Raw genomic sequence first — 22173 nt, forward strand, 5'->3', positions numbered from 1 at the left:
CCCATGCTGACAGCAGCCCCCACGACTTCGACGCGCGTTTCCATGACGCCGCTTACCTTCACCCCGCATTTTCGCGCGCAGGTGTGGGGCGGAAGAAGGTTGGAAAGCGTGATTGGCAAAGCACTTCCTGCTCTGGGACTCTATGGCGAATCGTGGGAGCTGAGCACGCATCCACTGCATCTCAGCCGCGTGGCTGCCGGCCCGTGGGCTGGACGCACCCTCGCCGAAGTCTGGAATCAGGTCTCGGAAGTGTGGCAGCCGGTGGGGCAGAGGGAAGATGGGGCGTTTCCGCTGCTTGTGAAGTGGCTGGACTGCGACGCGATGCTTTCGGTGCAGGTTCACCCGGGCGACGCCTGTGCCCGCCGCCTGTTGAATGAGGCCGCCGGTAAAACCGAGGCTTGGGTGATAATCGAGGCGGCGCCGACGGCCCGTATCTATGCCGGTCTGAAGCCTGGAGTCGATCGCGCCGAGCTGGAACGTCGCTCGGCCGATGGCACCGTTGCCGAGTGCCTCCATTCGTTCGTTCCTGTCCGCGGCGATGTGATTCACATTCCGGCCGGCACGGTCCATGCCTCAGGCGGGGGCATTGTGATGGCCGAAGTCCAGCAGACGAGCGACGCCACGTTCCGGCTCTTCGATTGGAACCGCGTGGGGGCCGATGGCAAACCGCGCCAGCTCCATCTGGACGAGGCCCTCGAGTGCATCGACTGGAACCGTGGTCCCGTCAATCCGATCGCGCGACTCGATCTCGACGGTCCCTGCGACTCGGCGCTCGCCTCGATCCACGAATGCCCGTATTTTCGTTTCGAGTCGCTGGCCGTGGGCAGGGAGTGGATCAACCTTCCGGGCGACGAAATGGCGATCGTGATGTGTCTCTCTGGCTCGGTCACGATTGGCGACGGCGATGACGCACTGACCCTTGATGCCGGTTCGACCTGCCTGCTGCCGCCGAATCCCTCGGGCTGGACCGCGTCGTCCGAGGCCGACCGGTTCGGCCGGGCCCTGGTCGTGCACACGGGCAAGTCCTGATAGCCGAATTCGCTGCCGATTGCTTTTGCTCGCTGGTCGCCCGGTACTGACTCGCCTGCCGCGGCGCGAGCATTCGCTGCCATTTCGCCTGTTCTCAGCGTGGTCGTAGATACGGCGCGACTACCTTCCCGTCCGCGCCGACCGTTATGCTGAGTGGTGATCGTGTCGGGATGCCATGCGACATCCGCAGTTTCACTTGTCGGCGGGGACAGGCATGCGTGGTTGGCTGTGGAACGTTCTGGCCGTCGGAAGCCTGACGCTGCTGTCGTCGACAGCAGTCATTGCGGACGCTCCCGACTACGTCCGTGACATCGAGCCGATCTTTCTCAAGCACTGCAGCGACTGCCACGGTGTCGACGTCTCGCAGCAGGATCTTCGGCTCGACTCGTTCGTCGGAGTGAAGCGAGGCGGGAATGGCGGAGCCCTTGTCGTCCCCGGCAAGAGTGGCGAGAGCCTGCTGATCGATGCGGTGACCGTGGGGAAAATTACGGCGAAAATGCCTCCCGAGGATTACGGTGACCGTTTGTCGGCGAAAGACGTCGAGTTGATCCGGAACTGGATCGATGCCGGCGCTTCGGGGCCGGATCACGCCGTGGAGAAACCGAAGACCATCACCAGCGACCACTGGGCCTTTCAGCCGATTGCGAATGTTGTTCCGCCTGTCGCCGATGACGCAGGCTGGTCCCGGAATCCGATCGACCGGTTCATCTGGACCGAACTCCAGAAGGCCGGTCTGGCTCCTTCACCCGAGGCTGATCGCCCCACCCAGATTCGACGGCTGTATCTCGACTTGCTGGGGATGCCTCCCGCGGTTTCGACGGTCGACGAATTCGTACACGATCCCACTCCGGACGCCTATGAGCAGCTGGTGGACCGGGTGCTCGCTTCGCCTCACTATGGCGAACGCTGGGGGCGGCACTGGCTCGATCAGGCCCGCTATGCCGACTCGAATGGCTACACGATCGATTCCGCCCGTTCGATGTGGAACTACCGCGACTGGGTGATCAACGCGATCAACGACGATCTGCCCTTCGACCAGTTCTCGATCGAGCAGCTCGCCGGAGACATGCTTCCCGAGCCGACGCGCGAGCAGCTGATCGCGACCGGTTTCCACCGCAATACGCTGGTCAACGAGGAAGGGGGGACCGATCCGGAGCAGTTTCGCGTCGAAGCCGTGGTCGACCGGGTGAGCACGACGGCCAGCGTGTTCATGGGGCTCACCGTCGGCTGCGCGCGCTGCCACGATCACAAGTACGACCCGGTCTCGCAGCGCGAGTTCTACCAGATGTTCGCGGTTTTCAACGGCGCCGACGAACCGACACTGCAGCTGCCGACGGAACAACAGGCCTCGGAAGAGGCGCCGCTCGATGCCGAAATCGCGACTGTCAGGAAGCGGATTGCGGACGTGGAAGCGAATAGCGCGGCACGTCAGAAAGACTGGGAGCAACGCCTCCATCAAGAAATCACGCAGCTTGAAAAATCAGGGACATTTCCAGAGGCCGCCGGTGTACTGAAGCATTGGAAGTCTCTGTTGGGCGTCCCGGCCGAAAAACGCAAGCCGGCACAGCTGAAAGAGCTGCAGGACGAATTCTTCAAACACGACATCGAGCGCATGCCGCTGATGGCACAGCTCAACGAGCTGGGGGCGAGAAAGAAGCAGCTGGCTGCCAAGGTGACCACCACACTGATCATGCGCGAACGACCTGAGCCTCGCCCGACGCATGTCCACATGCGCGGCGATTTTCTCCGCCCTGGCGCAGCGGTGTCCGCGGGGACTCCCGCCGTGCTGCCGCCGGCGCAGCGCACTGGTGAACGACTTTCCCGGCTCGATTTCTCGAAGTGGCTGTTCTCGCCCGAGCATCCACTCACAGCGCGGGTGACCGTCAATCGCGCGTGGCAGACGTTCTTCGGCCGCGGCCTTGTGGCGACCGAGAACGATTTCGGTCTCCAGGGGGACGCCCCCAGTCATCCGCAACTGCTCGACTGGCTCGCCCGTCGCTCCCAATCGGAAGGCTGGAGCATGAAATCGCTTCACCGGCTGATCGTCACGAGCGCGACGTATCGCCAGTCCTCCGCAGCGCGACAGGACCTCTCCGGAAAGGATCCCTACAACATCCTCGTCGGCCGGCAGCAGCGACTGCGACTGGAAGCCGAAATCATCCGTGATTCCGCACTTGCCTCGAGCGGCCTGCTGGTGGAACACATCGGCGGTCCCGGGGTCTACCCGCCGCAGCCCGAAGGGATCTACCGGTTCACGCAGCAGGTGAAGTACTGGAAGCAGCGCGTCCCCCAAGACAACTACCGGCGCGGGATCTACACCTACTTCTGGCGTTCCAGCCCGTACCCGTTCCTGATGACGTTCGATGCTCCCGATTCGAATGTCACCTGTACCCGCCGCGTGCGGTCCAATACTCCGCTGCAGTCATTGACGCTGGCGAACGACGCGGTGTTCGTCGATCTGGCGAACGGACTGGCCCGGCGTGTTCTCGCGGAAGCGTCCGCGGATGAGACCGCACGGATCGACCACGCGTTCCGCCTCTGCTTCTCCCGTTCGCCGACGGTCGACGAACAGACGCGACTGCAGAAGTTCGTGGCCGGCGAGCGGGAGCGTCTGCGAGGTCAGGTTCCGGACCAGGAACTCGATCAGGCAGTCTGGGCCGCCGCTGCGCGGGTTCTGATGAATCTCGACGAGTTCGTCACGCGCGAGTAGCGGCCGGGAGGGGCGTCAAAATCCTCCCGGCCCGCACTCACCCGGCGGCACGCTCCGGCAGCGGAGCGGAGGCCGCGGTTTTCGCCGCGAACTGTGACGTGCCTACCACCTTCTCTCTGGATCGCTTGATGCGCGTCCCCAGGATGCAGAGCAGTGCGGGGAGGAACACCATTTCTCCGAGCAGGGAGGTCACCATCTGGCTGGCCATCAGGAAGCCGAAACGCGATGTCGGCGTGAAGCTGGAAAGGCACAGCGCCAGCATGCCGATCGTGCTGATGACCGTTGATTCGACCAGCGGCCGTCCGCTGTGTTCGAGGGCGGCCTGGCAGGCCTCGATGGCCGTTTTTCCCTTCTTCACCGCGTTCTGGAAGAAGACCAGGAAGTGGAAGGTGCAGTCGACCGAGATTCCCAGCGCGATGCTGCCGGTCATCATCATGCCGATGTCCACCGGCAGTCCGGCATGACCGACGGCGCCGAAGACGATGACGATCGGCATGATGTTCGGGATCATGGCGATGATTCCGATCAGCGGCGACCGCAGCGCGATCACCATCACCAGCCAGATCGTGAGCACGGCCTGGCTGAAGCTCTGCCAGAAGCCGGAAAAGATTTCTGCCTGGGCGTTGCCCAGCATCGGGGCGATGCCCGTGAACCGGATTGGCACAGGGGAATTGGCCGTGAGCCGGGCGAGGTCGTCGCAGACGAGGGCCGACGACATGGCGTCCGTCAGCCGGACCGAAATGCGCCACAGCCGCTGCTCCTGGGCCAGGAGGCCGCTGCTCGAATCGCCCGACTGTGCTTTAGAGAAAAGTGCCGAAAGCGCGAGAGGGTTCTCGGGGAGCTGCTCCGGGAAGAACGACGCGATCGACAGGGTGTGTCGCACCGCGGCATGCGAGGAAATCAAACGCTGAGTGTCGCGGACAGTTTCCAGCCGTTTGACGAACGGAGTATCGCTGACGCCAAAGTCCACGATCGCTTCAATTGAGTTGGCGCCCGTCAGTTCCTGCTCGATGCGCCTGAGGTCGCGGCGGACGAGATTCTCGCGCGGCAGGAAGTCGACCGGATCGAGCCGCGGAGCGAGCTTCGCGATTCCGAACCCTGAAACGATCATCAGGATGGCGCCGAACCCGATGGCTGCGAACCGATACCGCCCAATGAAGCCGCCCCATTTTGCGAAGTTGATCAGGCTCCGATGCGCGGCCTGCTTGGGCGAATAGTCGGGCCAGATAGAAATCAGTGCGGGAACGAACACCAGACCGACAAACGAGGCGATCACCGCGCCCAGGGCGGCCGCGTAACCGAAATCGCCCACCGGCTTGATACTGCTGACGTTCAGCGAGATCAGTCCGAGGAGGGTTGTCAGGGTGGAAAGGAGGCAGGGCCAAACCGATTCCTTCAGGGCGTGGCCCAGCGGATCGGCGTGTTTCGCGTCGCGTGCGGCGGTGTAGTAGTCGAGGACGTGGACGGCGATGCCCAGCGTGAACACCATCACCATCACGGACAGCGAGCCCATGATGAAGTTCATCTGGCCGCCGAGCGCCACGATCGCGAAGTGCGTGAGGTAGATGCTCCACAGCGTCACGCCGAGGACCGACAGGCTCATCCTGAAGTCCTTGAGCGAATACTGCAGGAGAGCCCAGCAGATGACGAGCATGGCCGCGAAGAATCCGCGCGACGCCTCAGGGCTTCCGAGGCGGTCGAGTTCGGAGACGACGACCGGACCGCCGGTCAGGCAGATTTCAGGCGAGGCGAGCTGGCAGTAATCGAGCACCTTGCGGACTTCGACCACTGTTTCCTTGCGGTTCTTCAGTCCATGGGCGCTCATCGAGGCGAGGATGCCCAGGAGCTCTTCTTTCTTGCCGATCACCAGTCCCTTCAGCCGATCGCGCGCTTCGCCCGGATCGACGCCCAGGTCGGTCATCCGCTTGACCATCCGGTCAGGCGTCCAGCATGTGGCGATGCCCTCGAGCTGTTCCAGCCGCGCGGCGACGGCTTCGATGAGCTGGGGCTGGACCGCATCGGGGCGCACGGCGACGACGATCACCTCGTCCGCACCGAAGTCCCGTTTGAAACGCTCGTACTCGAGACGTACCGGCGTGCCGCGGGGCAGCCACGTTTCAGTCTCGTTGTTCGACTTCAGCCGGGAACTGTTCCACAGCAGGAAGGGGAACGTGAGAATGACGGCCCAGAGCAAAGGCCGACTTGCAAATTTGAAGAACCCCGTCGCCATCCGTGCGATCTCCCTTCATCGACAGTATCGGAGGAGGGGGAGTCGCAGCCGGATGCTATGTCGCCAGCGAACTGGCTGCGGCCAAGATCGCGTCCGGTCCGTTCAAACAGTACCGATCAGGCAAGAGGCTCCGTCTACCCCGTGCGGGCTCCGGCTTACGCCGCGGGCATTTCGCGGTGCTGCAGGATCGTCGTCACAGGCGCATCGACTCCCGGTTCGGCAGTTTCCGCCGCCGACCGCTGCTTCGAGCCGGGTGGCGTCAGCATTGAGAGCATCGATGGAAGGGCCACGAGAGAGGTGATCATCGCCCCGGTCACGCCAACCGTCAGCACGAGTCCCAGGCTGAAGAGCCCGCGGTGGCTGGCCACCATCAGGCTGCCGAAGCCGACGATCGATGTCGCCGCCGTCAGCACGATCGAGCGCACGCACGCCCCCGTGATCCGGTATCCGCCCGTCTGCGAGCGGTAGTCATGGATCACGTGGACGCCGCCATCGACTCCCAGGCCCAGGAGCAGCGGCAGCATGATCATGTTGGCCTGGTTGAGCGGCACATTCGTCCATCCCAGGATTCCCAACGTCGCCACCAGTCCGCAGGCAGCGGGCAGGAGCGCGATCAGGCATTCATGAATGGTCCGGAAGTCCCACCAGAGCAGCACCAGGACGGCTACCAGTGCGTAGCCGCCGGCCTCGAGGTAGCTGTTCCAGATGGCGCGCGACGCTTCGAAGTTCTGCAGGGGCGTGCCGGTCACTTCCTGATCGATCGACCGGACCTGATTCACGAACTCTTCGAGCGGCTTTTCGTCCCACACGGCTTCCTTCGGAAAGATCTTGAGCAGCCACTTCCCCTCGGGGCTTACATAGCGGGAGTAAAATGCCTGCGAGAGATCCTGCTCGTTGACGGGTTCCAGGGCCCCGGGGCTCGCGAGATTGGCCATTTCAGGCGGAAGGGACGTCATGCCGCCGCTGAACTGCCTGATCTGTTCGGGAAGGGTTTTCGTCGACAGGTCGTCGAGGAATCGGTCCAGCTTCGCCGCTGCGACGGTCACAGCCGCCGTTCTCGACTGGGACATCTGGGTATGCAGCTCGTCGAGGGCCCGTCCAATGGCACTGGGGTCCGGAGTTTTGAGGCTCGATGCGCCGAGCGCGCCCAGCGCCCTCACGATCGACGTCATCATTTCCTGACGCTCGGGCGTCGGTGTCGGCGGGAACATCGAGGCGATCTCCTCGACGTGCCCGACTGCGGGAAGCGCCTCGAAGGCGGTCTTCCGCTCGAGGGCCGACTTGCGATCCGGCGCCATCGACACTGCATACAGCAGTGACCCCGCCGATTTCTCTTCGATCCGTTTCTGGACGAGATTGGCTTCCGTTCCCTCGGCCTGCATCTCCAGCAGGTTCGTCTCGTAGCGCACGGACGGGGCATGGCGGGCGATCACGCCGAAGATCACCACGAACGTCGCCAGGCTGACGGCGTTCCACCATCGCGCCTGGACGGCGAGTTCCCGCGGCGGCTGTGGATCGAGCTCCCAGTTCCGGTCCCACACGACCAGCGCGGGCGGAATGAAGACGAACGTCAGGATATTGCACAGGACGATTCCGCACCCGGCGATCAAGCCCAGCTCGGCGATTCCCGAAAAGTCGGTGAGCACGGCGGCGAAGAAGGCCGCGGCGGCGGTCAATGCCGCCGTCGTAATGCCGGGGCCGACGCTACGCGAGGTTTCCAGGATTGCCGGCAGAAGCGGGGTTCCGCGTTCCCGCAGGTCGGAATAGTGCGACAGGTAGACGATCGCAAAGTCGTTCCCCAGCCCGAAGAGCATGGCTGCGAACGCGATCGACAGGATGTTCAGGTGCCCGACGACGATCGCCGCGGCGGCGAAAGCCCACGCCGTGCCGACGACCAGCATCAACATTCCCAGCACAGGGTGGCGGAGCCGACGGAATCCCGCGAAGAGAACGAGCGCAACGCCGACAAACGAAAAGATCGAGGCCTCTGACATTTCGGACTGCGACTGCTTCATCTCATCGTGTTCGAGCACCGGCACGCCGGTCAGGCCGATCTGCGTGTCAGGGTGCCGTTTCTGAACGACAGCCATGAGGTCGCGCATTTTTGCGACCGATTCCGTGGCTCCGTTGAGGTCTCCCGGCGCGACGACGGGTTGCGCCTGCAGGAAGCCCATCGATCCCGCGTCGTTCAGCAGGTACCGTTCCGTCTGCTGCAATCGCCGATTCTCGATGTCTCCTTCGGCTGGATAGTCCGGCGGGGTCACGGGTTCCTGGCCAGGCTCGGCATGAGTCAGGGCGCCGATCAGTTCCAGGGTCTGCTGCTCGACCATCGCCTGCTGTTCAGGCGGCATGGCCGAGCGGTTCCTCCAGGCGACGACGAGCTGCTCGACCTGCTTGGAGAGATCCGCCAGTTCCGCGCCAGTGGCATTCGATTCTTCGAGTCTGCGATTCGTTTCGGCTTCCGGCAGCATCACGTTCATCAGCCGGAACCGGCGAAGTTTCGTGACCAGCTTCTGCAGTTCGTCTGTCGACAGAAACTGCAATCCCTTGGCCGCCAGCGGCCTGAGGTCGATCCTGTAGAGAACGTTCTTGAAAAAGCCGCTTTCTCGCTCGACGCGCGGCCCGAGGTCGTTGATGGCCTTGATGATCGCCCTGCGGTCATCCGCCTCGACGACGACGACGAGGTCTTCCGTCACATCGCCAAACGCCTTCGCGTAGGCGTTCCATCGTTTCTGGTATGGGGCATCCGGGCTGATGAGATCGGCCCGGTTCGTCTTGATGGCGAGATTCTGCCAGGCAAACAGCGAGCAGCCGATTGTTGTCGCGAAGACCAGCCACAGCGTGGCCCGCGGCCACCGGCAGGCGACGCGCGTGATGCTTTCGATGCCGGTCGCCATCCATGAGGAACGCGACGCGTCATGTCCGTCGTGTTCCATGGGTCAGGCAGCTCCCCGGCCGGTCAGTCGATTCCGCAGCCTGTTGGTCGTCATCTGGTACACGGCAGCACTTCAGATTCGGGCCGATCAATACCGGCCCGGCGAGCAAGGAGGTCTTGGAAACTGGAGATCTACCGCGCAACGCGGTGCGCAGAAGCCGGCGTCGTCATTCTAGATGCCTTCCGCCAACGCCTGAACGGCGATTTCTCCGCACTGCCCCCATGTTTTGCCGATTCCTCCCGGAATTCCCAGGTTCTCTGCACTCCGGCATTCCCTGCCGGCTGTTCGATCTAGGCGGGAGAGTCGGCGTCTGTTTCAATCCCGCCTGCTTCACACTCCAGGATGGGCTGACGCACCGCGAAGCGACTTCTGAACTTCCAGGATGGATTTCCATGAGCGAATTGGATTCGCCCCCTCCCCGCCATATGACCCTCGCCGTTTTAGCGGGGGGGCAGTCTGCCGAACGAGAGGTCAGCCTGCGCAGCGGCGCCGCCGTCGCTGCCGCGTTTCGCGCCGGAGGGCACCAGGTCTTCGAATTCGATCCCGCTCGCGACGACCTGTCCGTCGTTGACTGGCATCGTTTTCCGGTCGGCCGCCCATCGCTGGGGCGAACGGTCACCATCGATTGTGTGTTCATCGCCCTGCATGGCGCTTTCGGTGAAGACGGCCAGGTGCAGACGCTGCTCGAATCCCAGGGGGTTCCTTACACCGGCTCGGATTCGCTGGCCTCGGCGCTCGCCTTCAGTAAGTGGGAGGCCAAGCGGCGCTTCCTCGATTGCGGAGTCGCCACCCCCAATGCGGTCCGGATCAGCTCCAGCGATCCGACGGGCTTTGCACATTCCGCCGCTGATTCGATCGGCTATCCGCTCGTCGTCAAACCGGACCGCCAGGGGTCGAGCATTGGCGTGACCATCGTCCCCTCCCGGGCAAAACTGGATGAGGCGCTATCGACCTGCTTTCGGTTTGATTCCGTCGGCCTGCTCGAAGCGGCCGTCCCGGGAGACGAATGGACCGTCGCCGTGCTGGACGGCGAAGCCCTCCCACCGATTCGCATCGGCACAAGTCGCCAGTTCTACGATTACACCGCCAAGTATTCGGCGGACGACACGCGGTACCAGTTTGAAGAATCCGCGACTTCCCTGACGAATTCGCTGGTGGAACTCGCCAGATCCGCCTGTCGTGCCCTCGGCTGTTCGGGCATTGCGCGGGTCGACATCCGTCTCGATGCCCAGGGGAGTCCCTTTGTGCTCGAGGTCAACACGATTCCGGGGATGACCGATCATAGTCTCGTGCCCAAGGCGGCGGAGCGGATGGGCCTGTCGATGACCGCTCTGTGCGAGTGGGCAATCCAGTCGGCGCTCCACATCCATCACACGCGGAACAACTCGCGCGTCCTGCCGGGTCTGGCGGCGAGTCGGCCGCGGCGCCGCGCGGGGTAAGAAACAGTCGGTGACCGGCCCCGCCGTTCGCCGATGCAACGCACAGGAGCCCGGCTCCACGTGCGCGCTGTCATGTCTGCCAGAAAATCGGATTCTACCGATCGCTCGAAGTCTGCGGGGCGAACTGCCCCTGCGGTCGCGCTCTCGGTGCGCCGTGGCATTTTCCAGCCCGCGACGCTCTGGTGGCTGGCCTGCGCCCTGCTTGCCGTCGTTTTCCTCCCCTATCTTCCCTGGATGACGCCCGACCTCAGTTCGCGGCCGGAGTACCAGGTCGACTGGACGAGCGTTGCGGTCACCCCGGCGCCGCGGGGCGTTCCCGACCGCGTGGTGGAAGAGGTCCGAACGCACGCGCAGTTGCCGGAGCACCTTTCACTGCTGCAGCCGGGGCTCGCCAAGAAGTTGGCCCAGGCCTTTGAGGCGCATCCCTGGATCGAGCGCGTGAACCGGGTGGAAGTGAAACGGCAGCGGCGGATCGAGGTCGATCTGACCTACCGCCGCGTTGCTCTCGTCGTCGAAACCAGCCGCGGTTTCTACCCTGTCGATGCGGCGAGCGTGCTCCTCCCGCCGACCGATTTTGCTCCCGAGGATGTCCACAGGCTGCCGGTGTGCCGGAACGTCAAGACGCTCCCTCAGGGGGCGGCCGGCGAAAAGTGGGGGGACACCGTCGTCGAGTGTGCGGCACGCATCGCGGATTCGATTGCTCCCGCTGGCGATATCGACCGGAACTGGAAACGACTCGGATTTGCAGCCATCCTCGCCCCCGTGCCGAAAGTGGCCGATCCACTTCCCGAAGACCTGTCGTTCGACATCGCCACACGCGGCGGATCGATCATCCGCTGGGGACGCGCACCCGGCGCTGATGCGCTGGAACCATCCGTCGATCAGAAGCTCGAGAGACTTGGACAACTCGTTCAGAACCAGGGGAGCCTCGATGCCCCTGGCGGGCCGTTCAAGATCGACATCCGCTATGACGTCGTCTCGCTTCAGGCTCTCGACGACGCCCGCCGCGTCATCGTCCGGTAGGAAGTCTGGCCATTCCCACGCGTCGCTGAGTTGAAGCCGGCGAGACCTGTCTGTGTTCCATCGTGGAGGCGGTGGGGTCCCTGATGGAAGATGTGTGACGACCTGTGACAGGATCCACGAGCACGGAGAGGGTCTGAATCCCTGGGATTCCTGAACTGTGACATGTGTGACGACTTCTTGAGGTCCTCGATCTCGCCCGGTGATCGATTGTCTGTCTTGAATTGCCAAAGAACGAACTCTCTTCTTTGACGGGCGAGGTTGCGCGCGGGGCAGACCGCTGCGTGCCAGGGGAGCAGGGGTTCTGGAGGATCGCTGCGGGGGGGGCGGGAACCTGCGACGATTCCCAGAGTCGCGACGGCCCACTTCGAATGTCCAGACGACCCCCGCCAGTCCTGAACCCTTGTCTGCAGGTCACGCCGGTTCGGCGCACCGCGCGCTGTCGAGCCCGATCGCGACCATTTAGTGGGACGTCAATCGTCGCGCCACTTTCTCGATGTTGATCCCCGGCGGGTTGTCGACCAGGAACTGGGCATCGGTCGATTTGAGTCCGTTCGATGCCACATCCTGCACGTCGTCGCCGAAGAATTCGATGGTTGCCCTCTGCAGGCCGTCGACATCCAGTTTGCCTGTGTCGATTGCTCCCCGCGGCTTGCCGGGGGGAGGGACCAGGTCCACCAGCTTTGCCGTTCCCTGCAGCAGTGACTCCAGGCCGCTGATGCTGAGTGAGCGCTCCCATTCGGCGGGGGCGATTGAGCCGGCCAGGGCAAACAGCGGAGTCTCTGGCGCGGGCGCGAATACGCACGCTTTCGTGACCACGTCGATTCGCTGACCCGCCGCCCTCGGGCCGGGAGTCCAGGCTACCAGCGGCCCAGATTCGCGAAGCGTCATGTGGATCAGGTGCACCGGAAGTGACTGGTGAGCCCGGCCCGCAGGCGGGATCTGCAAGAACGCACCCGGGCCTGTTTTCAGGCAATTGGCGATGCGAATCATCGCAGGGCGCGAAACGCATTGTAGGCCACTGGAGGGGAAATGGCTGTCGATCATTGTGATCGTCCCGGGCGTGGCCGCTGCGGAATCCTGAGGACGCCATTCGATCGCCGGCGTGGCTGAACCCGCTCCGCTGGAAACGACGCTCCTGATGATTTCGAGGCCACGGCACTGCAGCCGAACGGCCGAATGGCACTCGAGCTGGACGTTCTCCAGCCGAACGGAATCGGCGGCCGCTTCCCAAACGGTGTCGCGCACGATCAGTCGCGCGATTCCTCCGTCCGCCCCGCGAATCACGAGTGGACCCGGTTGACGCACGTTTTGAGCCAGGTAGGTGGCGCCGGGCGTCAGCACGATCACGCCGGTTGGATCGGCTATGGGGAGCGTCTGAATCGCGGAGCCCGGCTGCCGGACTCCCGCCGTCTGGATCACCGCGGGCTCCTCAACAGGAGCCGCGCCTCCGATGGGGCGAGCCTGGCTGTCGGCAGGCAGGGGACGCGGCGGGACGGCCGCGTGGTTTTCGCTTCTCGTCCGGATGGAGGCTGGCGGGCTCGTGAACAGCCACAACGTGGCGCTGCTGATGACCACGGCCGCCAGGGTGCTCGGGAGTTGACGCGAATGCTCGACAACCTCGCGCGCGGTCTGCGTCGGAGCTTCCGTCTGGAACGTGTGGAAGAATCGCTTGAGCAGCTTCCGGTCGGCCTTCGCCGGCGGGCCGATCTGAAGTGCCATCTCGCGGAACGTCGCATAGCGGTCGACAGGGGATCGCTGCGTCAGCTTCCTGATGACGCCTGCCAGCGTGTCGGGAGTCTGCGGAGCCAGCTCGCGCACGTCCGTAATCGGCCGTGACCGATGGGCCGCGATTTTGCCGTGCGCGTCTCCCGTCGGGAACGGCGGTCGTCCTGCGGCCAGCTGCCACAGCAGGCAGCCGAGCGCGTACTGGTCGCTGCGCGCATCGGGCGCGCGGCCACTGCTGGCAACTTCCGCGTCCATTCCGTCGCAGACTTCCACGGGAAGTTCCTGCATGACGCGGAACGTTGGCATCACCGCGGCGAGCACGCCCGCGTTGAGCACGTGGAGCCCGCCCTGATCGTCGAGCCAGACGTTCCTTGGCCGCAGGTCGCCGTGGGCGACGTCGCGCTCTTCGAGAATCGAAAGGATGGGAGTGAGGCTGCGTGCGATGGCGCCCGTCACGGCCGCGGGAAACCTTCCCCGGCGGATCAGCAGTTCACGGAGCGGCGTTCCATCGACATTCGCCGATTCGACGATGAGCTCGCGCCCTCCAACTTCGGCACGCAGCGGCGCCGCCAGCCCTGGATGCGTCACACCGCGCAGTCGCGCAATCGTCGAGTCGATCGACTGCAGGGCGCTGACTCGCTCATCCGGGTGCAGGCCGTGCACCGTCAGCAGCCGGCGTTCGTTTCCTTCGAGGGACCGTGCCCGATACACGCCGCGCCACGCGTTTTCTTCCAGACAATCCTGGATGACGTGACCTGCCAGCGCGAGCCGGTCCGGGGTGGAGGAGTCGAGAATCCGTGCCTGGTACGGAGTGAGCAGGTGGTTCTGCAACAGCACGTCGATCCAGACCGAATCGAACGACGGGAGGTCGCGAACGAACTTGCAGACCGCGCCCCGGCAGCGCTGCAGATCCTGCGGCGTGCAGAGGCGCCACTCGGCGAGACACTGGCTCAACTCGCGCGAGGGCCAATCCACAGCGGGCTCCATCCCCTTTTCTGACGCAGGACTTCGGGCCAGCAGACCCGGTTTGCGCCGCGAAATCTATCCGCCGGACCAGTTATTGCAAATTGCAATCTCGCCATGCCGAAGCCGGACGCCGCGGTCGCGATTGGGGCATTACCCGATGGAGAACTCACGTGGAGCCGCAGACGGCAGGGGGCATGTCGCTCGAATGGGCGCCCTCCGGCCCGTTCACGAGCCGCATTTCAAGTCCGCACGCATCCAGTCAACCACGCGCACAGGGCTCCTCCGAAGAGGAGAGGCCCCCAGGCCGCGATCTCTGGTTTCAGGATCGCCGCCTGTCCGAGCATCGTTCCACACAGCGACATGCCATAAACGAGCCCCAGGACGAACATGCACATGGCGACGTTCTGGACGAGACTCATTTTTTCGCGGCGAGCGATCAGCGGCACGACGAGGAAGACGCCAATCAGCGTGATGACGGGGCGGGTCAATCGCGAATGCAGGTGCATGATCAGCGCCCGGGCCGAAGCGCCGCTCCCTGCCGGAATCTGGATCCGTTTCAGGAGGTCGCGAGTCGTCAGGTAACGATAGCTGCCGCCGCGGTTATAGAGCTGAGCCGGCGAGACGCTCGAAGCGATAAACACGTCTCCCGACTCGTCGGCCAACACGATGCGGTGTCCGGTGTCGCTCAGCCGGAGCGAATCAAACGACGGATTCGGCTTCTTCAGAAGCCAGCCGGCCGGAACCCGGCCCCGCGCCCCGTAATGCCGGGCCGACTCGGCCGAAATCATCTGCGGATCGGCCGAGATGTCCGGGCTCGGCAGCAGAAAATCGGGATGCAGCAGCGTCCGGTCGGATAGCCGCACGGCGGACGCGGAAATGTGGATGCGTGTTTGCGGGTCGTACTGCGAATCGACCGGCTGGGAGTCGTCCTTGACGTCGCTCTTCGTCACCTGGAGTTCGTTGGCGATCCGCGGGATGATGAATTCGGTGTTTGCGATCATGAGTCCATTGATCGCCAGCATCCCTCCGACGAACGGCATGCAGACGCGATATGTGGGAACCCCGGCCGCGAGCAACGGATGGAGCTCACCATGTTTCATCACGAGGCCCAGCGTCGCCATGACGGCGAGCACTGCGACCGTCGGCCCCAGAAGATCCAGCAGCATGCTCGACTGCACTGCGTAGTGGCGCGTCATGACCAGCAGCAGGGCGAGCGAGCCGTCGTCCTGGGCCGCCTTCTGGAAGTCGTCCAGGTTCATGAAGCCGTCGACGACTGCGTACAGACCCACCGACGCGATGAAAAGCACCGCGAACGCATACAGAAAACGGTGGAAGAGATGGCGGTCGAACGTCGTGAACACGGCACGCAGTCGAAAATGGCCGCGGATTACACGTTCAAAGGGCCGGTCGGGTCAATCCGAAGTTTGAAACGCCTGGAGAACACCCTCGATGGGCATTCCCCTGTCTCCAGGCATGGAAATCCTCGGCGCGTCCCGGATAATCGTCGGTCTCACCTTTGATCCCACCACGGACTTCCGGAGAATCTCCATGCTTCGCTGCTGCATGTTGTTTGTCGCGCTCTCAGCCGCCTGCAGTCTTTCCGCCGCCGATGCCCCGCCCGAGCCGGCCGGCATGAAACAGCTCTTCAACGGCAAGGACCTCACCGGCTGGGACGGCGATACCCGTCTGTGGTCGGTGAAAGACGGCATCATCCACGGCGAGACCACCGAGGAGAACAAGGCCGACGGCAATACGTTCCTCATCTGGAAAGGGGGCGATCTCAAGGACTTCGATCTCCGCCTGTCGTTCCGCTGCAATGCGACGAACAACTCGGGAATCATGTACCGCTCGAAGCACATCACGGAGGGAGTGAAGAACAAGTGGGTCCTCGGCGGTTACCAGCATGAGGTCCGAAACGAGACCAAGTTCCCTAACGTCTCCAGCTTCATCTACGACGAGCGAGGGCTGATCGGGAAGCGCGGCCGGATGTGCCTGGTGGGAGAAATCGCCACCTGGGACAAGGACGGCAAGAAGGTGCTTAACGAAGGCAAGCCGCTGATCGACCAGGCCGGCTTCGAAAAGCTGATGAAGCTCGACGACTGGAACGACGTCGTGATCATCGCCAAGGGGCCGACGATCAAGCACTACCTGAACGGCAAGCAGATCCTGGAGTTCACCGACAACGAGACCGGCAAAGCCATGTCGGAAGGCCTCTTCGGAGTGCAGCTCCACGCCGGCAAGCCGATGTGGGCCGAGTTCAAGAACATTCGCCTGAAGCAGGATTGAGACTGGCCAAAAGCAGAAGCCCGCGACCTGAATCTCAGGTCGCGGGCTTTTTTTGTCACTCGCCGTTCAGGCCTTTGTTGAGCCGGCCGAGGGCCTCGCTTTCGATCTGCCGGACGCGTTCCCGCGTCAGGCCGAGGGCTTCGCCGATTTCCTTCAGCGTTTTGGGCTCGCCGTCGTCGAGGCCGAACCGCATCCGGAGGATCGTTGCTTCGCGGGGTTCCATTTCCTTCAGCATGATCCGCACATGCTTGAGGTTGTCGGTTTCGAGGAGTTCTTCCTCGGGCCCCTTGTGCCGTTCGTCCGGCACCATCTCGCCCATCGACCAGGACGAATCGTCTTGCGTCGACTGGGGGCTCGAGTTGTAGAGCTGGATCGCCTTCTTCACGATCCGCAGCTTCTTAGCGGGGAGTTCCAGCTCGCGGGCGATTTCTTCCGCCGTCGGCGTGCGACCGAGTGAATCGGACAGCTTGGCCGTGGCCTTCCGCCACTTGCTCAGCAGTTCGACCATATAGGCCGGAATGCGGATCGTTTTGCCGCAATTGATCAGCGACCGCTTGATCGACTGCTTGATCCAGTAGCTGGCGTAGGTGCTGAACCGGGTGTTCATATCCGGATCAAACCCCTCGACCGCCCGGAGGAGGCCGAGGTTGCCTTCTTCGATCAGGTCCTGGAGCGGGAGCCCCTTGCCCGAGTAGCCGCGGGCAATGTTGACCACGAGCCGCAGGTTGGCGCGGACCATCCGGTCGCGGGCGGCATGATCGCCGGCCGAAATGCGACGCGACAGGTCTTTTTCATCCTGGGCGGTCAGCAGTGCTGTTTCATTGATTTCCCGCAGGTAGGTTTCGAGGGGGGTCTGAACCGCGGTTGACAGGCGGCGCTTCGGAGTCGTCGTCGTCTTGGACATAGGTATTGGGGTGAATCCAGCAGCCATTCTCGCGGCCGGGGAAGGCCCGGAAGGCGGCTTTGTCGGAGTTCAAGTGGGCGAAGACCTCTGCAGAATCATTCCGCGTCCTCGCAACCCCGGCACATCCATGAACCCACACCACAGATATCGGCGAAATCTGCCGCCACTGTTCACCCTTGGGAGTGGAGAACCGCGGCGTTTGCAAAAGGGGGGCAGACTGCGCGACACACTCCGGTTGTGGCGATTATGCGGGGCTGGCCGAGGTTGCTGACCGCGTGGGCATCCTCCCAGGCCCTTCTGCGTCGGAACCGCCTTGAGAGAGGGCCGAAACGGTCGTTTGATGCGAGCGATGGGCGGTCTAAAGAGAGCAAGGGACGTGGTTTGTGATGAGTGGCAGGCCTTTGATGGCGGTCCGCATCCCACGTGGGGAACAGGGATGACGTAACTTCAGCGGCCGGTTGACACTCCGAAAATGCGGCTATACAACCGGGCTCGACTCAGGACGCTGGCATTTGCTCCAGGAAAAAACGTCGGTCATCGCTCAGGGACGGGCTCGCAACTCCAGTTGCAGCGACGGGTTACGATACTCACCTTGATTTGCTCCCCGCGCCGAAACTGAGGGGGCGAAAGGCGGCCATGGCTAAGAAGGATATGTCGCGCAAGAGCGTGAAGAAGACGCCTCCGCCGCGCCCCGCCAAGCCTCGGGTGGCTTCGCACCCGACCCCTGAGCCCAAAACGGTCGTCAAAAAGAAAACCGCGGCGTCGACCGAGACGAAGCTCAAGGCCGTCGACGCCGAGCTGATCAAGGTTCTCAACCGCCGCACGGAGTTGACCCTCGAAGCGCTGGTCGCCGACCCGGTCACCCGCCACCAGCTATGGTTCAATCCCCAGGCCGAGCAGGAACTGTGGGAACGAATCGAGGCCCTCAACGTCGGGCCTCTTCCGCAGAGCGCCGTCCGGGCGGTCTTTCGAGAGATTCTCAGCGCGGCCCGCGCGAAGATTCGCACTGTCCGCGTCGCGTATCTCGGACCTTCCTTCAGCTTCACGCACCTGGCCGCTCTCGAGCGGTTCGGCAAGTCGGCCGACCTGATTCCGGTCAACACGATTGCCTCCGTGTTTGAGGAAGTGAATCGAGGACACGCCGAGTACGGCATCGTCCCGATCGAGAACAGCACCGACGGACGCATCGTCGACACGCTCGACATGTTCACCCGTCTGCCGCTTCGCATCTGCGGCGAGGTGCTGATGTCGGTGCACCACAATCTCCTGTCGCGGTCGCCGCGCGGTGAGATCACCGAGATCTATTCCAAGCCGCAGGCGTTGTCGCAGTGCCGCGACTGGCTGTCCCGGAACATGCCGCAGGCCCGCACAATCGAGATGACCAGCACTTCGGCGGCGGCCCAGCTCGCCCGCGACAAGCCGGGAGCGGCCGCGATCGCGACGCGTCAGGCGGCCGTGCAGTACGAACTGCAGATCGTCGCCGAGTCGATCGAGGATAACGCGCACAACGTCACGCGGTTCGCGATCATCGGCGAGGAGGAAACGCGGCCGAGCGGGCGGGATCGCACGGCGCTCCTGCTGCAGATTCCGCATTCCCCAGGCGCTCTCTCCGAAGCCCTGAGCGCATTCAAGGCGAACAACATCAACCTGACCTGGATCGAGTCGTTCCCTCTGCGCGGGGCCGAGTCGGGCTACCTGTTCTTCCTCGATTTCGAGGGGCACCGGAAAGAGCCGCGAGTCCAGAAGGCGCTGCAGTTTGTCGAGAAGAAGGCCGTGCGGATGGAAGTGCTCGGCTCGTATCCTCGGAGTGAAGTCGTCGAGTAAAGCGTGCGGCCGGCCGACGCGCGACGCAGGCGAGCAAGTTTAGACTCGGCTGGCTAGCCTCACTTCCGCCCGGATTAACTGCAGCAGCATCCTGTCGGCGTGAACGACCATCCAGATTCCGCAGGGAATCAGGAACAAGGCGAATGCCATCGCGATCAGGGAGCCCTGCGAACTGAACTGCTGGCAGACGACGGTCGTGCCCATGACCATGTAAAGCAGCCCCGCCGCCTTGTATTTCCTGATCGTCGAATCGCTTTGTCCTGAACTCGACAGGTTGCTCGGCGTCTCGGCGGTGTCCATGGATTTCACCCATTCAGAGGGAATCTGACGTCGTCGACTCGATTGCAGACTTCACGCGGTCGCTGTCATCTCCTGCGGCTGCGTAAAGAACTCCGCGATCACTTCCTCCAGCGGCCGTTCGTGGACCCCCACGTCCTCGACCTCGTATCGCGCGAGCACTGACGCCAGGACTTCCGGAATCTTCTCCCGGGGAACGGCCAGCTTGACCTTTGGCGGCTGAACGTCGAACACGTTGCCATAGGTCGAGAGGTCCGCCGGCACTTCGGTCCCCGCGAACTCCAGGCTGATCACCTTGTTGGCGCTGAACCGCTCCACGATGTCCGCCAGCGGGCCGTCGTGCTTGATCTCCCCCTGGTTGATGATCACGGCCCGGCGACACAGGGCCTCCACGTCCTTCATGTAGTGGCTGGTGAGGATGACCGTGATCTTCTGTTCGGCCTGGTAGAACTTCAGGAATTCCTGCACTTTGCGCTGTGAGACGACGTCGAGGCCAATCGTCGGCTCGTCCAGCAGCAAGACTTCGGGACTGTGGAGCAGGGCGGCGATCAGTTCCATCCGCATGCGCTCGCCGAGGGAGAGTTCGCGCACCGGCTGGCTGATCAGCTTCCGCACCTCGAGAAGGTCGATCAGTTCGTCCTTCCGTCGCTGAAACTGTTCGGGCTCGATGCGGTAGATCTCCTTGTGCAGCAGGAACGATTCCTGGGCCGGCAGGTCCCACCACAACTGGTTCTTCTGCCCCATGACAAGTGAGAAGCGCCGCCGGTAGCCGTGTTCCCGTTTCCAGGGAATATGCCCCAGGACTTCCGCCTCGCCGGCCGTCGGCACGATCAGCCCGGAGAGCAGTTTGAGGGTGGTTGTTTTCCCGGCGCCGTTGGGCCCGAGAAACGCGACCATTTCACCAGTTTCGATCTTAAAACTGACCTCCCGGACGGCCTCGACCGTTTTGTACTGTCGGCGCGCAAGCCCCCGCACCGAGGCCCAGAGTCCCTCGCTTTTCTGATAGACCTTGTAGACCTTCCGCAGGTGCTTTGCTTCGATCGCCGGCATGGGGGCGATCGTAGTGCGACTGAGGAGGCCCGGCCAGCGGATCGTCAAAGGCCCGGCCTCTGAATCGGAGGTTCGATCCCAGTCTCAGAGGGGATTCTGAAATTGCGTGAGAAGCCGGGCTGCTCCGGGCCTCACTTCACCCAGGTTTTCGGATAGCCCGTGAGTGGGGAGCCGTCTTCAGGCTTCCACATCGCCACCCGGTCGATGGCTTTCGCCAGGGCGATGTCGCTGTCCGAAATCGCCTTCACACGGTGCGTCTGGAGTTTCACGACAACCTGCGCATAACCCAGTTCGAGATCCGGGTGGTGGTACGCCGCCTCGGCGACATACGCGATTGCATTCGCCAGCAGCATCGTGTGCGGCCATCCCGGCGTGACGTACTTTCGCCGCAGCCAGCCGTCACGAACCTCCCACCCTGGAAGGGTTTTCAGTTCCTTCTCGAGGTCGGCTTGCGACAGGACGACGTCGTTGTGCTTTTCCATGGGGCCGCTGCTCCGGTGAATCGTGCGGGATGCGTGTGTGATCGAGAGGTTATTATCGTGGCGGATTGCGCCAACAACAGGGGCCCGTCCACGTCAATCTTGAGTGGCGTCTCGAACACTCTGAACGTGCCGGTCGAAGTACTACAGGCCTTCGTTCAACGGCTGCAGTTCCGTCGGCAGGAACTTCCCGTCTTTCCGGATCAGTTCCCCATCAAACCACACTTCGCCCCCGCCCGCCTCCGGCGTCTGCATCAGAACCAGGTCCCAATGCACGCGGCTGCGGTTGCCGTTGTCGGCCGTTTCGTAGGCGTTCCCCGGCGTGAGGTGCATCGAGCCGCCGATTTTCTCGTCGAACAGCGTGTCGAGCATTGGCTTGCGAATGCGGTTGTTACATCCCAGTGACCATTCACCCAGGTAGCGCGCCCCATCATCCGAGTCGAGGATCTGGTTCAGCCGCTCCGGTGCGTTCCGGCAGTCGGCCTTCACGATCTTGCCGTTCCTGAACTCGAACCGGATGCCCTCGAAAACCGTCCCCTGGTAAAGCGAGGGGGTGTTGTACTGGATGACTCCGTTGGCGCTGTCGCGGACGGGGCAGGTGAAGACTTCGCCGTCGGGGATGTTTCGCCGCCCGTTGCAGGGAACGACGTTGATCCCTTTGATCGAGAACTTGAGGTCGGTGCCAGGCCCGAGGATGTGAACGTCGTTGGCCTCGAGCATCCGCTTTTTCAGCGGCTCCTGGCGACGCTCCATTTCCGCGTAATCGGCCGTGCAGACGTCGAAATAGAAGTCCTCGAATGCGGACGTGCTCATCTGGGCCGATTGGGCCATGGCCGGTGTCGGATAGCGGAGGACGACCCAGCGCGTTTTGGGCACGCGAATATCGAGATGCACGGGCTTCCACCAGTGCTCCTGGCTGAGGTCCATCTTGTCGGCCGGGACATCGGCGAATTCTCGCGCGTTCGCCGCGCCTCGGATGCCGATATAGCCATCCATTTTCGCCATGCGTTCCTTTTCAAACTGACCGATCAGGCCGATCGATTCCGCCGTTCCCGCGAGGTAGAGCGAACGGAGGACGAGGTTGTTCTTGAGGGAGACGACAGGCCGGGCGCCGCGCTCGGCTGCGAGTTCGACGAGCCTGCACACAAGGGCTGGATCGGGCAGATCGAACGCCTCGATCAGCACTGATTCACCGGGCTTCAGCCGGCAACTGTGATCGATGAGGACGTGGGCCAGGCGGTCAACTCGCGGGTCTTGCATGAAGAAATCCTCAAG

Annotated in this window: 15 protein-coding genes; 6 read left to right on the top strand and 9 right to left on the bottom strand. The window is 63.3% G+C overall.

Annotated features, from left to right (window positions below):
• Positions 1 to 42: 42 nt before the first annotated feature.
• Both Pan44_RS22640 and Pan44_RS22645 read left to right on the top strand, forming a co-directional pair.
• Positions 43 to 1029 (top strand): type I phosphomannose isomerase catalytic subunit, encoded by a 987-nt coding sequence (locus tag Pan44_RS22640; RefSeq protein WP_261342622.1) that lies wholly within the window; start codon positions 43 to 45, stop codon positions 1027 to 1029.
• 214 nt (positions 1030 to 1243) lie between these two features.
• Entirely contained in the window at positions 1244 to 3739 is a 2496-nt protein-coding gene (locus Pan44_RS22645) for a DUF1553 domain-containing protein (protein WP_145034050.1), read from the top strand.
• Positions 3740 to 3776: 37 nt separating this feature from the next.
• Here the strand turns inward: Pan44_RS22645 and Pan44_RS22650 are convergent, their stop codons facing one another.
• Both Pan44_RS22650 and Pan44_RS22655 read right to left on the bottom strand, forming a co-directional pair.
• Positions 3777 to 5969 carry an efflux RND transporter permease subunit gene (locus Pan44_RS22650; protein WP_145034051.1) on the bottom strand — a complete coding sequence of 731 codons (2193 nt, stop codon included), beginning with the start codon at positions 5967 to 5969 and terminating at the stop codon, positions 3777 to 3779.
• Between the two features lie 155 nt (positions 5970 to 6124).
• Complete coding sequence (locus Pan44_RS22655; protein WP_145034052.1) at positions 6125 to 8905, bottom strand: MMPL family transporter; 2781 nt, start codon at positions 8903 to 8905, stop codon at positions 6125 to 6127.
• Between the two features lie 392 nt (positions 8906 to 9297).
• Here Pan44_RS22655 and Pan44_RS22660 point away from each other — a divergent pair, with 392 nt between their 5' ends.
• Both Pan44_RS22660 and Pan44_RS22665 read left to right on the top strand, forming a co-directional pair.
• The gene (locus tag Pan44_RS22660; protein WP_145034053.1) at positions 9298 to 10344 is read left to right on the top strand and encodes a D-alanine--D-alanine ligase; all 1047 of its coding nucleotides are present in this window, start codon (positions 9298 to 9300) and stop codon (positions 10342 to 10344) included.
• Between the two features lie 147 nt (positions 10345 to 10491).
• Positions 10492 to 11367: a cell division protein FtsQ/DivIB gene (locus Pan44_RS22665; RefSeq protein ID WP_145034054.1), complete on the top strand. Its 876-nt coding sequence runs from the start codon at positions 10492 to 10494 to the stop codon at positions 11365 to 11367.
• Positions 11368 to 11826: 459 nt separating this feature from the next.
• Here the strand turns inward: Pan44_RS22665 and Pan44_RS22670 are convergent, their stop codons facing one another.
• Together Pan44_RS22670 and Pan44_RS22675 are read right to left on the bottom strand one after the other, a co-directional pair.
• Positions 11827 to 14067: a serine/threonine protein kinase gene (locus Pan44_RS22670; protein ID WP_197453573.1), complete on the bottom strand. Its 2241-nt coding sequence runs from the start codon at positions 14065 to 14067 to the stop codon at positions 11827 to 11829.
• Positions 14068 to 14297: 230 nt separating this feature from the next.
• On the bottom strand, positions 14298 to 15419 hold the full coding sequence (locus tag Pan44_RS22675) for an LptF/LptG family permease (RefSeq protein ID WP_197453574.1): 1122 nt from the start codon (positions 15417 to 15419) through the stop codon (positions 14298 to 14300).
• Positions 15420 to 15606: 187 nt separating this feature from the next.
• On the opposite strand from Pan44_RS22675, the gene Pan44_RS22680 reads away from it, so the two are divergent.
• A complete protein-coding gene (locus tag Pan44_RS22680) occupies positions 15607 to 16344 on the top strand; it encodes a 3-keto-disaccharide hydrolase (protein WP_145034057.1) in 738 nt (245 codons plus the stop codon).
• A 55-nt stretch (positions 16345 to 16399) separates the two neighbouring features.
• Here Pan44_RS22680 and Pan44_RS22685 read toward each other — a convergent pair whose 3' ends face one another.
• Positions 16400 to 17248, bottom strand: coding sequence for a sigma-70 family RNA polymerase sigma factor (locus Pan44_RS22685; RefSeq protein ID WP_145034058.1), 849 nt, complete (start codon positions 17246 to 17248; stop codon positions 16400 to 16402).
• 636 nt (positions 17249 to 17884) lie between these two features.
• On the opposite strand from Pan44_RS22685, the gene pheA reads away from it, so the two are divergent.
• The gene (pheA, locus tag Pan44_RS22690) at positions 17885 to 19072 is read left to right on the top strand and encodes a prephenate dehydratase (protein WP_145034059.1); all 1188 of its coding nucleotides are present in this window, start codon (positions 17885 to 17887) and stop codon (positions 19070 to 19072) included.
• Positions 19073 to 19111: 39 nt separating this feature from the next.
• On the opposite strand, the gene Pan44_RS22695 is transcribed toward pheA, so the two are convergent.
• The 4 genes from Pan44_RS22695 to Pan44_RS22710 all read right to left on the bottom strand — a co-directional run bounded on the left by Pan44_RS22695 (position 19112) and on the right by Pan44_RS22710 (position 22158).
• Entirely contained in the window at positions 19112 to 19372 is a 261-nt protein-coding gene (locus Pan44_RS22695; protein ID WP_145034060.1) for a hypothetical protein, read from the bottom strand.
• 51 nt (positions 19373 to 19423) lie between these two features.
• Positions 19424 to 20419 carry an ABC transporter ATP-binding protein gene (locus Pan44_RS22700; protein ID WP_145034061.1) on the bottom strand — a complete coding sequence of 332 codons (996 nt, stop codon included), beginning with the start codon at positions 20417 to 20419 and terminating at the stop codon, positions 19424 to 19426.
• Between the two features lie 131 nt (positions 20420 to 20550).
• Positions 20551 to 20901, bottom strand: a complete 351-nt coding sequence (locus Pan44_RS22705) for a 4a-hydroxytetrahydrobiopterin dehydratase (RefSeq protein ID WP_145034062.1) — start codon at positions 20899 to 20901, stop codon at positions 20551 to 20553.
• 141 nt (positions 20902 to 21042) lie between these two features.
• Complete coding sequence (locus Pan44_RS22710) at positions 21043 to 22158, bottom strand: aminopeptidase (RefSeq protein WP_145034063.1); 1116 nt, start codon at positions 22156 to 22158, stop codon at positions 21043 to 21045.
• Positions 22159 to 22173 lie beyond the last annotated feature (15 nt).

It is taken from the genome of Caulifigura coniformis (genome assembly GCF_007745175.1).
Lineage (GTDB): Bacteria > Planctomycetota > Planctomycetia > Planctomycetales > Planctomycetaceae > Caulifigura > Caulifigura coniformis.

Bases quoted from the DNA above. Each gene is read 5' to 3' on its own strand.
- Pan44_RS22640 (WP_261342622.1), top strand. From the start codon at position 43: ATGACGCCGCTTACCTTCACCCCGCATTTTCGCGCGCAGGTGTGGGGC.
- Pan44_RS22645 (WP_145034050.1), top strand. From the start codon at position 1,244: ATGCGTGGTTGGCTGTGGAACGTTCTGGCCGTCGGAAGCCTGACGCTG.
- Pan44_RS22650 (WP_145034051.1), bottom strand. From the start codon at position 5,969: ATGGCGACGGGGTTCTTCAAATTTGCAAGTCGGCCTTTGCTCTGGGCC.
- Pan44_RS22655 (WP_145034052.1), bottom strand. From the start codon at position 8,905: ATGGAACACGACGGACATGACGCGTCGCGTTCCTCATGGATGGCGACC.
- Pan44_RS22660 (WP_145034053.1), top strand. From the start codon at position 9,298: ATGAGCGAATTGGATTCGCCCCCTCCCCGCCATATGACCCTCGCCGTT.
- Pan44_RS22680 (WP_145034057.1), top strand. From the start codon at position 15,607: ATGCTTCGCTGCTGCATGTTGTTTGTCGCGCTCTCAGCCGCCTGCAGT.
- Pan44_RS22685 (WP_145034058.1), bottom strand. From the start codon at position 17,248: ATGTCCAAGACGACGACGACTCCGAAGCGCCGCCTGTCAACCGCGGTT.
- pheA (WP_145034059.1), top strand. From the start codon at position 17,885: ATGGCTAAGAAGGATATGTCGCGCAAGAGCGTGAAGAAGACGCCTCCG.
- Pan44_RS22695 (WP_145034060.1), bottom strand. From the start codon at position 19,372: ATGGACACCGCCGAGACGCCGAGCAACCTGTCGAGTTCAGGACAAAGC.
- Pan44_RS22700 (WP_145034061.1), bottom strand. From the start codon at position 20,419: ATGCCGGCGATCGAAGCAAAGCACCTGCGGAAGGTCTACAAGGTCTAT.
- Pan44_RS22705 (WP_145034062.1), bottom strand. From the start codon at position 20,901: ATGGAAAAGCACAACGACGTCGTCCTGTCGCAAGCCGACCTCGAGAAG.
- Pan44_RS22710 (WP_145034063.1), bottom strand. From the start codon at position 22,158: ATGCAAGACCCGCGAGTTGACCGCCTGGCCCACGTCCTCATCGATCAC.